11 protein-coding genes and 1 pseudogene are annotated in these 13,750 nt (G+C 71.4%); 5 read left to right on the top strand and 7 right to left on the bottom strand.

Going from position 1 to position 13,750, the window contains the following annotated elements; genetic code table 11:
• Nucleotides 1–3: 3 nt before the first annotated feature.
• Together ctaD and BLA60_RS18190 are read right to left on the bottom strand one after the other, a co-directional pair.
• On the bottom strand, nt 4–1,782 hold the full coding sequence (gene ctaD / locus BLA60_RS18185) for an aa3-type cytochrome oxidase subunit I (RefSeq protein WP_075134108.1): 1,779 nt from the start codon (nt 1,780–1,782) through the stop codon (nt 4–6).
• A 108-nt stretch (nt 1,783–1,890) separates the two neighbouring features.
• Nucleotides 1,891–2,742: an NAD(P)H-binding protein gene (locus BLA60_RS18190; protein ID WP_075134109.1), complete on the bottom strand. Its 852-nt coding sequence runs from the start codon at nt 2,740–2,742 to the stop codon at nt 1,891–1,893.
• A gap of 75 nt (nt 2,743–2,817) precedes the next feature.
• On the opposite strand from BLA60_RS18190, the pseudogene BLA60_RS46630 reads away from it, so the two are divergent.
• Both BLA60_RS46630 and BLA60_RS42235 read left to right on the top strand, forming a co-directional pair.
• A pseudogene (locus tag BLA60_RS46630) lies at nt 2,818–3,108 on the top strand (DUF6597 domain-containing transcriptional factor); the annotation flags it as partial.
• Nucleotides 3,109–3,307: 199 nt separating this feature from the next.
• Nucleotides 3,308–3,583 carry a helix-turn-helix domain-containing protein gene (locus BLA60_RS42235; RefSeq protein ID WP_084735056.1) on the top strand — a complete coding sequence of 92 codons (276 nt, stop codon included), beginning with the start codon at nt 3,308–3,310 and terminating at the stop codon, nt 3,581–3,583.
• Nucleotide 3,584: 1 nt separating this feature from the next.
• Here BLA60_RS42235 and BLA60_RS18200 read toward each other — a convergent pair whose 3' ends face one another.
• Together BLA60_RS18200 and BLA60_RS18205 are read right to left on the bottom strand one after the other, a co-directional pair.
• Nucleotides 3,585–6,302 carry a beta-L-arabinofuranosidase domain-containing protein gene (locus BLA60_RS18200; RefSeq protein ID WP_170108400.1) on the bottom strand — a complete coding sequence of 906 codons (2,718 nt, stop codon included), beginning with the start codon at nt 6,300–6,302 and terminating at the stop codon, nt 3,585–3,587.
• Complete coding sequence (locus BLA60_RS18205) at nt 6,299–7,681, bottom strand: glycoside hydrolase family 43 protein (protein WP_075134110.1); 1,383 nt, start codon at nt 7,679–7,681, stop codon at nt 6,299–6,301. Before BLA60_RS18205 ends, BLA60_RS18200 begins: the two co-directional genes overlap by 4 nt.
• A gap of 250 nt (nt 7,682–7,931) precedes the next feature.
• Between BLA60_RS18205 and BLA60_RS18210 the strand changes: the two genes are divergently transcribed.
• Complete coding sequence (locus BLA60_RS18210; protein ID WP_075134241.1) at nt 7,932–8,576, top strand: winged helix-turn-helix transcriptional regulator; 645 nt, start codon at nt 7,932–7,934, stop codon at nt 8,574–8,576.
• Nucleotides 8,569–8,907, top strand: coding sequence for an MmcQ/YjbR family DNA-binding protein (locus BLA60_RS18215; RefSeq protein ID WP_075134111.1), 339 nt, complete (start codon nt 8,569–8,571; stop codon nt 8,905–8,907). Before BLA60_RS18210 ends, BLA60_RS18215 begins: the two co-directional genes overlap by 8 nt.
• A 22-nt stretch (nt 8,908–8,929) precedes the next feature.
• Here the strand turns inward: BLA60_RS18215 and BLA60_RS18220 are convergent, their stop codons facing one another.
• Nucleotides 8,930–9,397, bottom strand: a complete 468-nt coding sequence (locus tag BLA60_RS18220; RefSeq protein ID WP_075134112.1) for a hypothetical protein — start codon at nt 9,395–9,397, stop codon at nt 8,930–8,932.
• Nucleotides 9,397–11,874 carry a molybdopterin oxidoreductase family protein gene (locus BLA60_RS18225; protein WP_075134113.1) on the bottom strand — a complete coding sequence of 826 codons (2,478 nt, stop codon included), beginning with the start codon at nt 11,872–11,874 and terminating at the stop codon, nt 9,397–9,399. Before BLA60_RS18225 ends, BLA60_RS18220 begins: the two co-directional genes overlap by 1 nt.
• 75 nt (nt 11,875–11,949) lie before the next feature.
• Here BLA60_RS18225 and BLA60_RS18230 point away from each other — a divergent pair, with 75 nt between their 5' ends.
• On the top strand, nt 11,950–13,077 hold the full coding sequence (locus tag BLA60_RS18230) for an aromatic acid exporter family protein (protein ID WP_084735057.1): 1,128 nt from the start codon (nt 11,950–11,952) through the stop codon (nt 13,075–13,077).
• Between the two features lie 18 nt (nt 13,078–13,095).
• On the opposite strand, the gene BLA60_RS18235 is transcribed toward BLA60_RS18230, so the two are convergent.
• Complete coding sequence (locus tag BLA60_RS18235) at nt 13,096–13,683, bottom strand: flavodoxin family protein (protein ID WP_075134114.1); 588 nt, start codon at nt 13,681–13,683, stop codon at nt 13,096–13,098.
• Between the last annotated feature and the right edge of the window lie 67 nt (nt 13,684–13,750).

The following is a 13,750-nucleotide window of genomic DNA, read 5'->3' on the forward strand; positions in this document are numbered from 1 at the left end:
GCGTCAGAACGGCTCCGTCGGATCGTCCTTCCTGGACTCCGGCGGGGTCATCGTCGCGGCGATCCGCTCCGAGGGCGCCGCGTGCCTGGCGGTGTGGCCGCCCCACCGGCCGGCGTACTTCTCCTGGTGGGCGGCCTCGGCCGCGTGCGGGTAGTGCAGGTCGAACGCCGGCCGTTCGGACCGGATCCGGGGCAACTCCAGGAAGTTGTGCCGGGGCGGCGGTGAGGAGGTCGCCCATTCCAGGGAGTTGCCGTAGCCCCACGGGTCGTCGGCGGTGGCCGGCTCGCCCCGGCGGTAGGACTTCATCACGTTCCACACGAACGGGAGCACCGACAGGCCGAGCAGGAACGCGCTGATCGAGGAGATCATGTTCAGTGTGGTGAAGCCGTCGCTGGCCAGGTAGTCGCCGTAGCGGCGGGGGAAACCCTCGTTGCCCAGCCAGTGCTGCACCAGGAACGTGCCGTGGAAGCCGATGAACGTGGTCCAGAAGTGCAGCTTGCCGAGCCGCTCGTCCAGGTACCGCCCGGTGATCTTCGGGAACCAGAAGTAGATGCCGGTGTAGGTGGCGAACACGATCGTGCCGAACAGCACGTAGTGGAAGTGCGCGACGACGAAGTAGGTGTCGGTGACGTGGAAGTCGATCGGCGGCGCCGCGAGCAGCACCCCGGTCAGCCCACCGAGCAGGAACGTGACCAGGAAGCCGACCGAGAACAGCATCGGCGACTCGAAGGTCAGTGACCCCTTCCACATCGTGCCGATCCAGTTGAAGAACTTGATCCCGGTCGGTATGGCGATCAGGAACGTCGCCATCGAGAAGAACGGCAGCAGCACGGCCCCGGTGGCGAACATGTGGTGGGCCCACACCGCCATGGACAGCGCGGCGATGCTCAGGGTCGCGTAGACCATGCCGCGGTAGCCGAACAGCGGCTTGCGGGAGAACACCGGGATCGCCTCGCTGATGATCCCGAAGAACGGCAGCGCGACGATGTAGACCTCGGGGTGGCCGAAGAACCAGAACAGGTGCTGCCACAGGATCACGCCGCCGTGGGCCGGGTCGAACACGTGGGCGCCGACGACCCGGTCGGCCAGCAGCGCGAACAGCCCCGCGGTGAGGATCGGGAACGCGACCAGGATCAGGATCGTGGTGATGAAGATGTTCCAGGTGAAGATCGGCATCCGGAACATCGTCATCCCCGGGGCACGCAGGCACACGACGGTGGTCAGCATGTTGACCCCGCCGAGGATCGTGCCCAGCCCGGACAGGATCAGCCCGACGACCCACAGGTTGCCGCCCACCCCGGGAGACCGGGTGATGTCCGAGAGCGGGGTGTAGGCCGTCCACCCGAACTCGGGCGCGCCCTCCGCCGTGACGAAACTGGACATCACGGTCAGACCGCCGATCAGGAACAGCCAGTAGGAAAAGGCGTTCAGCCGGGGGAAGGCGACGTCCGGGGCACCGATCTGCAGCGGCAGCACGAAGTTGGCGAACCCGAACAGGATCGGCGTCGCGTACAGCAGCAGCATGATCGTGCCGTGCATGGTGAACAGCTGGTTGTACTGCTCCGGCGAGAGGAACTGCATTCCCGGCTGCCCGAGCTCCGCGCGCATCAGCAGCGCCATGACGCCGCCGGCCATGAAGAACCCGAAGGACGTGACCAGGTACAGCACACCGATCTGTTTGGGATCGGTCGTCCGGAACCACGCCAGGAACGCCGACCCCCTCGGACCCGGCCGCCGCACGCCGGTCTCGACGGAGATGGGGGCTGGTTTCACCGTGGTCATGTCGCTCCCGCGTGTTCGCCCGTCGGATCTCTGTCGGGGGTGGCAGTGCATGCTCGCACTGTCCGAACGCGACACACCCGTCGTCTCATCCGATCGTGCGACACGATGTCATTCGATCGCGCCCAGCAGCGTGTCGCGATGATCCCGTGCCCACACCCGGAAGGCCCGCGCCGGGCGACCGAGGACACGGCGGACGTCACCGGTCACGACGGCGTTGCCGCCCTCGCGCACCACCTGGAACCCGCGGACCGCGACGTCGACCACGGTGGGATCCATCCCCCCGGCGAGCATGTGCTCCCTGGCCGCCGCCGGCGCGACGTCGACCGTGCGGATCGGCCGGCCGAGCACGTCGGACAGGTCGGCGACCTGGTCGGGAACGCTGACCAGGTCGGGCCCGGTCAGGGTGAGGGCCAGGCCGTCGTACGCCGTGCCCAGCAGGGTTTCCACCGCCACCTCGGCCACATCGCGGGGGTCGACGACACCCTGGGTCCCGGGCCCGGTCATGTTCGGCACCGGACGGCCGGCACGGATCGAGTCCGCCCAGCGCAGCACGTTGGAGGCGAACGAGGACGGCCGCAGTGTCGTCCAGGCCACCCCGCTGCCGGCCAGTGCCTGTTCGCCGGGCGCGTGCCAGGCCGCCGGGCCGACGTCCGCACCGATCGCGGACAGTTTCACCACTTTGCGCACGTTGGCGGCGCGGGCGGCGTCGATCATCGCCAGGTCGTGCTCGGGAACCCGGGCTCCCGGAGCGGTCAGCAGAAAGACACCCTCCACACCGGACACGGCGGCCCGCAACGTCTCGGGCGCCTCGAAATCGCCCGGCACGACCCGCACGCCCGCGCCCACGAACGACAGCCGGGCGGGATCGCGGGTCATCGCCCGCGACGGTTCGCCCCGCCGGACCAGCAGCCGAAGGACCTCACGACCGACGGTGCCGGTGGCACCGGTAACCAGAATCATGGCGGCAGCCTGTCACCGCCGCGCACGGGTCTCTAGGAAGATCCGGCACTCCCCGGACGGGGATAGCCTGACGTCGTGCACGCGAGTCGACGGCTGCCGGTCCCGGATCCCCTGGCGCACTGGGTGGACCGCGTCGACCTCGCGTCCCACCGCGCGGGCACGTGCCCACTGGTCCACCTGCCCGACGCGGCCACCACGCTCGTGTGGCGCACCGTCGCCGACGGCTCCGGCGCCGTGTTCGTCATCGGCCCACGCACCCGCGCCGCCTACCACGACGGCAAGGACGTCCCCGCGTGCGTGCGGGTGCGGCTCGCGCCCGGCGCCGCCCGCGCCCTGCTCGGCACGCCGATCGACGAACTCACCGACAAGGTCGTGCCGCTCGGCGACCTCTGGGGGCCGTCCGGCGTCCGGCTCGCCGCCCAGCTCACCGGGCTCGCCGCCCGGCCGATGACCGCCGCCCGGCACCTGGAGGCCGCGCTGTCGGCCAGGGCCGACGCCGTGCCGCCCCGGGACCGTGCGACCGCGACCCTGGTCCGCCGCGCGGCCGCCGCGCTGTCACCGGGCGATGACCCCCGTCCCCGGGTCGGCGAGGTGGCTGGGCGTCAGCGAACGCCGCCTGCGCCAGGTCTTCACCACGACCGTCGGAATCCCGCCGACACGGTTCACCCGGATCGCCCGGATCGCCGCGATTCTCCCCCGGCTGCACCGCGATCCCCTGGCACGTCTGGCCAGCGACGCCGGCTACTACGACCAGTCACACATGACCGCCCAGTTCCACGAGGTCATGCGCGTGACGCCCACCGCGTTCGCCGCCGGGCGCCTGCCAACGGTCGCGTGCTGAATCACAGGAAGCGCCACTGCTGGTCGGCGGCGCCGGTGTCCTGCCAGAGGACCAGGCGCGCGCCCCTGGCCGTCGAACCACCCTCGACCCCCAGGACGCGGCCGCCGTTGCCGCACTGGAGCCGGAAGTGGCCCGAGCCCGAGTACCGCAGCCGCCAGCGGTGGTCGGCCGTGCCGTTGTCGGTCCACTGGAGAGCGCGGGCGCCGTCGGCGTTCGCGGCGTTCTCGACGCCGAGGACCTTGCCGCTGTGGGAGTTACGGAGGCGGACGTGGCCGTCGGTGTCCGGGATCGCCGTCCACAGGTGGTCGGCGGTGCCGTTGTCGTCCCAGGTGATGACCGGGGCGCCGTCGGCGGTGGCCATGTCCAGCACGCCGACGACCAGACCGCTGGCCCGGTTCCGCAGACGGCGGGCGCCGACCGGGACGAACCGCCAGCGGTTGTCGGCGCTGCCGTCGTCGGGGGCCTGGACGGCCTGGGCGCCCGCCTGGGTGGAGTTGCCCTCGATGCCCAACGGCTTGCCGCTGTTGGCGTTGCGCAGCGTGTGGGTGCCGTCGCCGTGGTCGACGACCGTCCAGCGGTGGTCGGCGGTGCCGTTGTCGCTCCACTGCAGCACGCGCGCGTTGTCGGCGGTGGACATGTTCTCCACGCCGAGGACCTTGCCGCTGTGGAGGTTGCGCAGCCGCACGGCGTTGCCGTCGGGGATCAGCGTCCAGCCGTGGTCGGGTGTGCCGGTGTCGTTCCACTGCACGGCGGACGCGCCGTCGGCCGTGGACATGTCGCGCACCCCCAGGACCAGGCCGCTGGCGGCGTTGACCAGCCGGTGGGCCGCCCCGCCCCCGATGGTCCAGTAGACGGTGTAGTTGAAGCCGTGGGCGTCGTGGAACGGGCCGAGGTTCACCGGGGACCCGTCGGCGGTCGCGGTGAACGCCAGCGATGACGGACTGGTGCGGGTCACGCTGGCAACATCCAGGGCGGGCGGTGCGGCGGGGGTGGCGTTCCCGTAGTTGCCGGCCAGGACGACCGGGCCGTAGGTGAGGGCGCCGACGCCCGGGTTGTCGTTGGCCGGCTCGGCGACCACCCGCATCGGCAGCCGGACGGTCACCGTGTCGCCCGACGCCCACGACCTGGTCACGGCGGCGTAGGTGCCGGGGGTGGTCGCGATGTCCTGGACGACGCCGTTGACACTCACCGTGGCACCGGTCGTCCAGCCGGGCACGCGGATCCGCATGGTCCACGACCCGCCGGCGCTGCCGGTGACGCTCAGCGTGACCGTGTCCGACACCGGGTACGTCGTCGTCTGGGTGACGGTGATCCCGCGCTCGGACCAGGTCAGCACCGACGGCGTGAACAGGTTCACGAACAGGGTCGTGCCGTCGCGGAAGTAGACGGAGTCGGCGAGCTTGGTGTTCGTCTCGATGCCGGTGCCCTGACAGCACCAGAACGTGCCGTAGTCGGTGCTCCACGTGCCGCCGCCCCACGCCGGCCCCTCGGTGCCCCGGCGGTGGCCGGGGTTGAGCCCGGTGAAGTAGCAGATGTGCCCGTGGGCGTCGGCCGGGTTCTGCTGGCCGATGAGGTGGTTGAGCAGCGCCCGCTCGTAGAAGTCGACGTAGGCGACCCGTGTCGGGTCCAGCAGCCACAGTTCGCGGGTCAGCTTGAGCATGTTGTAGGTGTTGCACGCCTCGGCGGTGTCCCGGGCGAGGTGGGCGGCGATGGCGTCCGGGGCCCGGAAGTGCTCGGCCTGGCTGTTGCCGCCGATGACGTAGGTGTGCGCGTCGACCGTGATGTCCCAGGCGTTGACGGCGATGTCGCGGTAGCGGGTGGTGCCGGTCGCCTTGTACTCGCGGGCCGCGCCCACCCACTTGGGGACCTGGGTGTTGGCGTGCAGCCCGCTCAGGCGGTCCTGCCGCGCGGCCAGCGGATCGAACACGGCCGCGTGGTCGAACCGCCGCGCCGAGGTGAGCCAGCGCGCGTCGCCCGTCTGCTGGTACAGGTCGGTGAGCACGGCGTTCATGCCGCCGAACTCCGTGCCGAGCACGCGCTGCATCGTGTCGTAGGACAGCCGGCCGGTGCGCCGGTCGACCCAGTCGGCGAGGTTGAGCAGCACGTCGCGGGCCTGCGTACTGCCGACCAGGCGCCACACGTCCAGCAGCCCGGCCACCGTCTTGTGCACCGCGTACCACGACACCGACCGGGGCGAGCCGGCCTCCAGCGCGTCGAAGTCGGACTCCGGGAAGCCGGACAGGTAGCCGGCGGCGAACCCGGCGGCGGCGTTGTTCGCCTGGCACTTCGCGAGCTCGGCGACCATCAGGGTCGCCCGGTCCCGGCAGGTCGTGTCGCCCAGCGTGGCGTAGGCCTGGGACCAGGCGGTGAGGAAGTGGCCCTGGCTGTGCGTGCGGAACGGGAAGTCCGGGGCCTCCCAGCCCCCCAGCGGCGCCGCGCCGTTGGTGGACAGCCGGTGGTTGGCGCGGAAGTTGTACAGCAGTCGGTTCACGTCGACGAACCGCAGGTAGGACAGCGTCCGGTTCTGGTTGTCCAGCCACCGGCCCGCCGTCAGGCGCACCTCGCCGAGGTCGAACGCGGCGGCCAGGTCGCCGATCTCGGCGCGCCCGGCCGACGCGGCGGCCACCCCGGTGGGCAGGACGGTCGCGGCGGCGGCGATTCCCGTGGCGCGCAACAGGTCCCGGCGGCTGAAGGGCCTGATCGGCCGGTGCCCGGTCACGGCGTGACCCGGAAGGTCGCGTCCTGCCGGTCGGTCGCCGTGCTGATCGGGTCGACGCGGACCAGGTCGTTGGCGTGCCGCAGGTGGCGGTCGGGGAAGTTGTACGAGCGGAACGAGGACCACGCGGAGTCGGCCAGGCCGGCGACCCGGTGGAAGGTGGCGTCCGCGCGGAAGGTCGCGCTGTTGTCGTTCTGGTCCAGGCGGGCCGCGTAGTCGAAGTGTCGCAGGTACCGGTCGGGGTAGTTCACCGACTGGAAGGACACCCCGGCGGAGTCGGCCAGGCCGGGGACCAGGCGCCAGAGCTGGTCCTGGTAGGAGTCGAACGGGTACGGGTCGGTCCGCACGATGTTGTTGGCGTGCCGCACGAACCGGTCCGGGAAGTTGGACAATTTGAGACGCACCCAGTTCGGCAGGCCCCAGCGGGCCACGGCGCCGGAGTACTCGGCGTCGGTGATGCCGATCATCGAGCCGTGTTTGGCGTTGAGCGGCGGGGTGTAGTCGCGCTGGTTGAGCACCGGCCAGGAGCCGGAGGTGATGCTGGTGGTGGACCAGGCGTAGTAGTCGTTGTTGACCGGGCTGAACGAGTCGCCCCACAGCCGCCAGCCGCCCTCGTTGGTGCGGTGCAGCAGCGGGGCCTCGATCGCGTTGCCCTGCCGCAGGCCGCCGGTGTAGGTGGTGAAGCTGTTCGGCGCACCGGTGGTCGACCGGGCGCCGTAGAGGTTCCCGTTGGCGAGGTTCTTGTAGTACAGGTAGGTGGTGGCGCCGTCGACCACGATGTCGCCGTCCAGCACGCCGAACCCGGGGCTGAAGAACACCTGCGGGGTGCTCACCGTGCGGAAGTCGCTGGTGTAGTTGACCATGAGGACGTCGCCGCCCTGGTTGGCGGAGTAGACGATGCCGTACTGCCCGCGCGCGGCGTCCCAGAACACGGTCGGCGCCCAGGTGTGGGTGTTGGCCCAGGTGTGCATGCGGATACGGCGGTAGCCGGTGAAGCTCGTGAGGTTCTGCGAGTCCCACACGTGCAGGTACTGGCTGACCCGCTGGAAGTCGGTGCCGTTGAGGTCGGTGGCCACGACGACGAAGGTGCCGTCCTGCCTGCGCAGGATGAACGGGTCGCGCAGGCCGAGTTCGCCCGCCGTCGGGGTGGCGACCGGGTTGTTCTGGTTCAACGGTGTCCAGTTGAGACCGTCCCGGCTGACGGCGAGGTGCAGGCCGTAGTTGGCGCCCACCATGTTCGGGGACTCGGTGAAGTAGGTCATGAGGTAGGCGGTGTTGGCGGCGGCCGTCGGCTGGGCGAGGGCCGTTCGGCCGGCGCCGCTCATCAGGACCGCCGCGCCGGCCACGGCACCTCGGGTGAACATCCTCCGGTTGATGGTCAACGGTCGCGTCCTTCCGCTCGATGTTAGCGCTAACAATTCGATCAAGGACAGCATTCACCCAGCTGACCTCGGTGCCGCAGACGTTCAACACTTCGCCACACTGAAGCGGCCAAGCGGACCCATTACCCGAAGCCATGAAACCACTTCGCCCGTGACGCGGTCAACACTGGTTGTGAACGCTAACTTCCACATGGTTGAGAAAATCAACCTCCTGGTTGAGTTTCTCAACCACCTTGTTTAGCCTGTGAACGTGCGCTCCTACGCCCAGTACTGCTCGCTGGCCCGCACCCTCGACGTGGTGGGCGACCGCTGGGTGCTGCTGATCGTCCGCGAACTGCTCACCCAGGGCCCCTGCCGCTTCTCCGACCTGCGCCGGGGACTGCCGGGCATCGCCAGCAACCTGCTGGCCGACCGCCTGCGTGACCTGGAGACCGCCGGTCTGGTCATCCGCCACGAGCAGCCGCCGCCGGTCGCCGCCACGCTCATCGGCCTCACCGCCCGAGGCCGCGACCTGACCGGCGTCGTCCGGGAACTGACCCGCTGGGGCGCTCCCCTGATGGCCGCCCCCGCGCAGGGCGACGCGTTCCGCGTGCACTGGTTCGCGTTGCCGTTGCGTCACCTGTGCACGGACCACACCCCGCAGGCGCCGTCGAGCGTCGTGCGCCTGGGCGACCTCACCGACGGCTGCGACATCATCGCCGCCCACGGCCGGGTCGACGTCCTCCCCTGCTCGACCGACTACCGGCCCGACGTCACGATCACCGGCCCCCCACAGGTGTTCGTCGCCCTGTTCACCGGCGCCATGCCCCTGCCCACCGCGATGACCATGGGCCTGACCGTCATCGGCTCGGTCACCGCCCTCGAACGCGTACTCCCCAGGAGGACCGGTGCCTGAGCCACCCAACGCCGACCTGCTCGACCGCCTCGCCGAGGACTTCCCCCACGACGTCACGCTGGGAACGATGTTCCGCAGCCCCGGCCTGCGCGTCGGCGGCAGGATCTTCGCGTTCCTCGGCCACGGCGGCGAACTCATCCTCAAGCTCCCGGCCGACCGCGCCCACGAACTCGTCACCGCCGGCACGGCCCAGCGGGTGACCATGGGCACCCGAACGATGCGGGAGTGGATCGAACTCCCCACCCGACCCGACCGCGACGCCACCCTCACCCTCTGGCGCACCCTCGCCCACGAGGCCCACCAGTACGTCAACTCCCTGCCGGCACCGTGACCGTCGGCCAGTGGTCGCGGCCCTACGTCGCGACGATGAGGGCCTGTGGCGCGGCCGTCTTCATGCGGGTGTTGAGCCAGGACAGCTGACGGCTCGTCTCCCCGCCGGCCTCGCCGGCGAGGGTGAGCAGTTCGTGGTCGCGCAGGCCCTGGGCGGCCTGGTTGATCACCGTCCAGGTGGTCAGGACGAGGGTGGCCAGGACGTGCAGGTCCTGCAGGTCCCGCAGCAGCCCCACCGGACCGGAGCGGACCTGGGCGAGGCCGGCGGCGTGCAGGCGTTCCGGCTCCTCGACCTCGCCGTGGCCCTGTTCGCCGTAGCGGGCGACGATCGGGGCGAGGCGGGCGAGGTGACCGTCGCTGAACCCGGCCAGGGTGTGGCAGGTGTGGAGCACGTCGGGTTGGCTGGCGTGGCCGTCGCCGATGACGCGGAGGGACTCGGCGAGGGTCTGTTCGCTGTGGTGGGCCAGCCCGATGTAGGTGACGAGGTGCATCAGCGGGCCCCCGGGTCGTTCGGGTAGTGCGGGGTGTCCACGCGGCGGGTGGTCGTCGGCGGGCCGCCCGCCGTGGGCGGCACCCCGTCGGTCGCGGGGGCGGAGGCCGCGGTGGTGGGGGCCGGCGCGGGGCCGGCGCCGGCGCGGATCTTGGTCACCCGGCAGGCGGCGGTCTTGAAGTAGGGCTGTTTGGACACCGGGTCCCACACCGTCATGGTCAGCTCGTTGGCCTGACGGGACGGGGACGCGTCGACGTCGAGGCCGGCGGGATCCCAGGCGCCGTAGTGGAACGGGGCGAACACCGCGCCCTCCCGCACCTGCCCCACCCGCGCCCTGACCTGGATCGCGCCGCGCGGTGACTCGACCCGGACGACGTCGCCCTCGGTGATCTCCAGGCGGGCGGCGTCGGCGACCGACAGCTCGACCCAGGCGTCGGGCGCGGCGTCGTTCAGGGTGCGCGCGCGACCGGTCTTGGTCCGCGTGTGCCACTGGTAGACCGTCCGGCCGGTCGTGTACAGCAGCGGGTAGTCCTCGCTGGGGGTCTCGTGCGGCGGTGTGTGGCGCGCGCCCTTCAGCAACGCCCGCCCGGCCGGGCGCAGCGCCCGGTGCTCCTGTTCGGTGACCGTCGCCCCGGTGAGCAGGTCGTGGCCGTAGGTCTCGCACCGGTCGGTGTCGGTGGGGAACACCGCGTCGGTGTAGAGCCGGTCGGTGCCCTCCGGGGCCTGGTCGTTGACCGGCCACGGGATGCCGGTGGGGCCGCGCAGCTTCTCGTAGGTCAGGCCGGTGTAGTCGACCGGCCGTCCCCGGCTCGCCTCCCGCCACGCGTCGAACGCCTCCTCGGGGTGGCGCCACCGGATCAGCGGGGCGCCGTCGCGGTCACGGAAGTCCATCGCGTCGGCGTACATCAGGAAGATCTCCAGGTCGCTCCTGGCCTCGCCGGGCGGATCGACCGCCTTCTCCGACAGGTGCACGGTGCGGTTGACGTTGGTGAACGTCCCGGTCTTCTCGCCCCACCCGGCGGCCGGCAGCACCACGTCGGCCAGCTGGGCGGTCTCGGTGAGGAACAGGTCCTGCACGATCACGAAACACTGGTCGCCGGCCAGGACGCGGCGGACCCGCGCGGACTCGGGCATCGACACCGCCGGGTTGGTCGCGCTGATCCACAACAGCCCGATACTGCCCTCCTCGGCGTAGCTGAGGATCTGCATGGCGTGGGTCGGCGGTGACCAGTGCGGGATGGTCAGCGGGTCGACGTTCCACAGCTCGGCCAGCTCCCGCACGTGGTTCGGGTTGTCCCAGTTGCGAAAGCCGGGCAGGTCGCCGTCGGCGCCGCACTCGCGGTTGTTCTGCGCGGTCGGCTGGCCGTTCATCTGCAGGATCCCCGAGCCGGGCCGGCCGATCAGGCCGCGCAGCAGGTGCAGGTTGTGCACGGCGACCGCCGAGGCCGTCGCCTGGTGCGACTGGTAGAAGCCCTGCAGGACCGTGGACAGCACGTCGCGGCTCTCTCCGAAGATCCGCGCCGCCCGGCTCAGTTCCCCGGCGTCCACGTCACACACCCGCGCCACCTCCCTGGGCGTGTACGGCTCCACAATGGACCGCAGGTCCGCCGCGCCGACGGTGTGCGCGCGCACCCACGGCTCGTCGACCCACCCGTTGACGAACAGCTCCCTGGTCAGGCCGTTCATCAGGGCGAGGTTCGTGCCGACGCGGGGAGCGAGGTGGACCCCGCCCGTGCGCTCCGCCTCCCGCGCGACCGGGGTGCGCCTCGGGTCGACGCACACGATCAACGGCGGGTCGGCGGCGCGGGTGCGGTCCAGGATTCGTGACCACAGCACGGTCTGGGTCTCGGCCATGTTGTGGCCGTACAGGAAGATCGCGTCGCAGTGCTCGATGTCGGTGTAGGAGCCGGGCTGCCCGTCGGCGCCGAAGGACTCCTTGAACGCCGCCGCGCTGGTCGCCGTGCACAGCCGGGTGTTGCCGTCCATGTGCGGGGTGCCGAGGCCGGCCTTGCCGATGACGCCGAGGGTGTAGTACTCCTCGATGAACAGCTGCCCGGTGGTGTAGAACCCGTGGGTCAGCGGGCCCTTGTCGGCCAGCAGGCGCCTGGAGACCTCGACGATCCTGGCCATGGCGGTGTCCCAGTCGGTCTCCACCAGCCGCCCCGCCTCCCGCACCAGCGGGTGGGTGAGCCGGTCGGGCGAGGACGCCCACGGTGTGCTGCCGTACAGCCCTTTCGGCCCCAGCCGGCCGTGGTTGACCACGTCGCCCGCGCGTCCCCGGATGCCGACCATGCGCCCGTCCCGCACCGCGATCTCGCAGCCGCAGCCGTTGCTGCACAACAGACAGGCGCTCTGGACCCACCGGTCGACCTGGTCCTCGGCCAGACCGTCGGCCAGGTACTGGTCCACCCTGGCCGGCCACACGGTGCCCTTCGCGTGCGGGGTGCGTGGACCCCAGAGATCAGCGATGCGATCCATCCCTCCACTGTGCGCTCCCCCGACGGGACCCGCTCGCCGGCGGATACTCGGCCTCAGGTCGGGTACGCCGTCGTCATGGGCACGGCAGGGACGATCCGCGGCACGGTCGCGTGGTCGGTCCCGCGCCTGGTCCCGCGCCTGGTTCCGAGCCTGGTTCCGGCGGCGAAGATGGCCGTCGCCGCGGTGGTGGCGTGGTCGGTCGCCCGGCTGTTCGACGACACGCAGTCGTTCATCGCCGCGTACGCGGCGGTGTTCATGGTCGCCGGGACCGTGTACCGGTCGCTGCTCGACGCCGCCCGCCAGGTCACCACGGTGGTGCTGGGCGTGCTGGTGGCGTTCGTGGCGGTGCTGGTGATCCCGTGGCCGCCGGCCGAGCTGGGAGTCGCGGTGTTCGCCGGCATGATGCTCGGCTCGTGGCGACGGCTCGGTCCGGACGGCATCTGGGTCGGGGTGGTGGCGCTGCTGATGGTCACCTTCGGCACCGCCGACGACGTGTCCTACCTGGCGCTGCGGGTCGGTGAGGCGGTGTTCGGCGCGGTCGTCGGGATCGCGGTGAACGCGCTGGTCGCGCCGCCGCTGCGGCTGCGTGCCGGTGGCCGGGCGGTCGCCGCGCTCAGCGCCGACCTCGCGAACCTGCTCACCGCGGCGGCCGCCGGCCTGCGGGGCGGCTGGGCCGAGGACGACGCCCGCGGGTGGCGCCGGTCGGCGTGCCAGCTGGAGGTGGCGGCCCGGCACGCCGAGAACGAGATCGGCCACGGGCACGAGAGCCTGCGGCTGAACTCGCGCCGCCGCCGCCGGACCGGTCTGGCGCACCCGTCGGTCGAGGACCGCAGGCTGTCGGTGCTGCGGGCACTGGTGCGGCACACCCAGCAGCTCACCGAGACCCTGGCCGCGTCGGCCGAACCCGCCAGTACTCTGCCCGCGACCGGCACCACGTTCGACGCGCGCCTGGCCGACCCCGTCGACACGCTCGCCGAGGCCGTCCGCGCCTACCGCGACCCGCACAGCCACCGCCTCGACCGCGACGCGCTCACCGCGGCCTTGGCCCACGCCCGCGACCGTCGCGCCGCGATGGCCAGGATCGTCCCGTCGCCCGACCTCGACCCCCCGAAGGACTGGAGCACCCACGCCGCCGCCCTGGTCGCGGTCGAACGAGCACTGCGCACCCTCACCGACGCCCCCGACCCGGCCGACACCCGCTGACGCCGGCACTGGGCGGCGTCAGGTCGGGTAGCCGGACCCGCGCAGCAGGCGGGCGAGGTGCGCGGCGTTGGCGGCCAGGGTCCTGGTGGTGGCGGCGACCGCGTCGGGAGTGCTGTCGAGGTCCAGGTAGTCCTTGGGGTTCATCGCCTCGTTGTTCCAGTAGGTGCCGCCACCGGCGGGCACGGTGAAACCGATGTCGTTGAGCGCCTGGAAGCAATCCGCGATGATCTTGTGCGCGCCGTCCTCGTTGCCCACGACGGCGACCACACCGACCTTGCCGTACACCGACGGGTGCTCCTCGGCGTTGAGCCGCTCCAGCACCCGCTGCGCGATGCTCGACGGGTGCCCCAGCCAGGTCGGCACGGCCAGCAGCAGGATGTCGGCGTCCAGGACGCGCTCGCGGATGGTCGGCCACTGGTCTCCCTGGCCCAGGTCGGTCGCGATCCCGGGCGGGACGTCGAAGTCGACGACCCGCACGAGTTCGCCGGTCACGTCCTGTGTCCGCAGCTCGTCGAGCACCTGACGGGCGATCAGGTCGCTGCTCGACGCCTCGGGCGAGGACTTGAGCGTGCAGGTCAGTGCCAGTGCCTTCAGTGATGTGGCCATGACAGGGACCTACCCGCACGACACCGGCGCAATCCGGTGGCCGGTTTCCCGTCGTCCCGTTCGGGTA

Source organism: Actinophytocola xinjiangensis, from assembly GCF_001921215.1.
Taxonomy (GTDB): Bacteria; Actinomycetota; Actinomycetes; order Mycobacteriales; family Pseudonocardiaceae; genus Actinophytocola; species Actinophytocola xinjiangensis.

What these genes read in the sequence shown, in the direction of transcription:
- BLA60_RS18190 (WP_075134109.1), bottom strand. Translation starts at nt 2,742, where the DNA reads ATGATTCTGGTTACCGGTGCCACCGGCACCGTCGGTCGTGAGGTCCTT.
- BLA60_RS18225 (WP_075134113.1), bottom strand. Translation starts at nt 11,874, where the DNA reads ATGGATCGCATCGCTGATCTCTGGGGTCCACGCACCCCGCACGCGAAG.
- BLA60_RS18235 (WP_075134114.1), bottom strand. Translation starts at nt 13,683, where the DNA reads ATGGCCACATCACTGAAGGCACTGGCACTGACCTGCACGCTCAAGTCC.
- ctaD (WP_075134108.1), bottom strand. Translation starts at nt 1,782, where the DNA reads ATGACCACGGTGAAACCAGCCCCCATCTCCGTCGAGACCGGCGTGCGG.
- BLA60_RS18230 (WP_084735057.1), top strand. Translation starts at nt 11,950, where the DNA reads ATGGGCACGGCAGGGACGATCCGCGGCACGGTCGCGTGGTCGGTCCCG.
- BLA60_RS18220 (WP_075134112.1), bottom strand. Translation starts at nt 9,397, where the DNA reads ATGCACCTCGTCACCTACATCGGGCTGGCCCACCACAGCGAACAGACC.
- BLA60_RS42235 (WP_084735056.1), top strand. Translation starts at nt 3,308, where the DNA reads ATGACCCCCGTCCCCGGGTCGGCGAGGTGGCTGGGCGTCAGCGAACGC.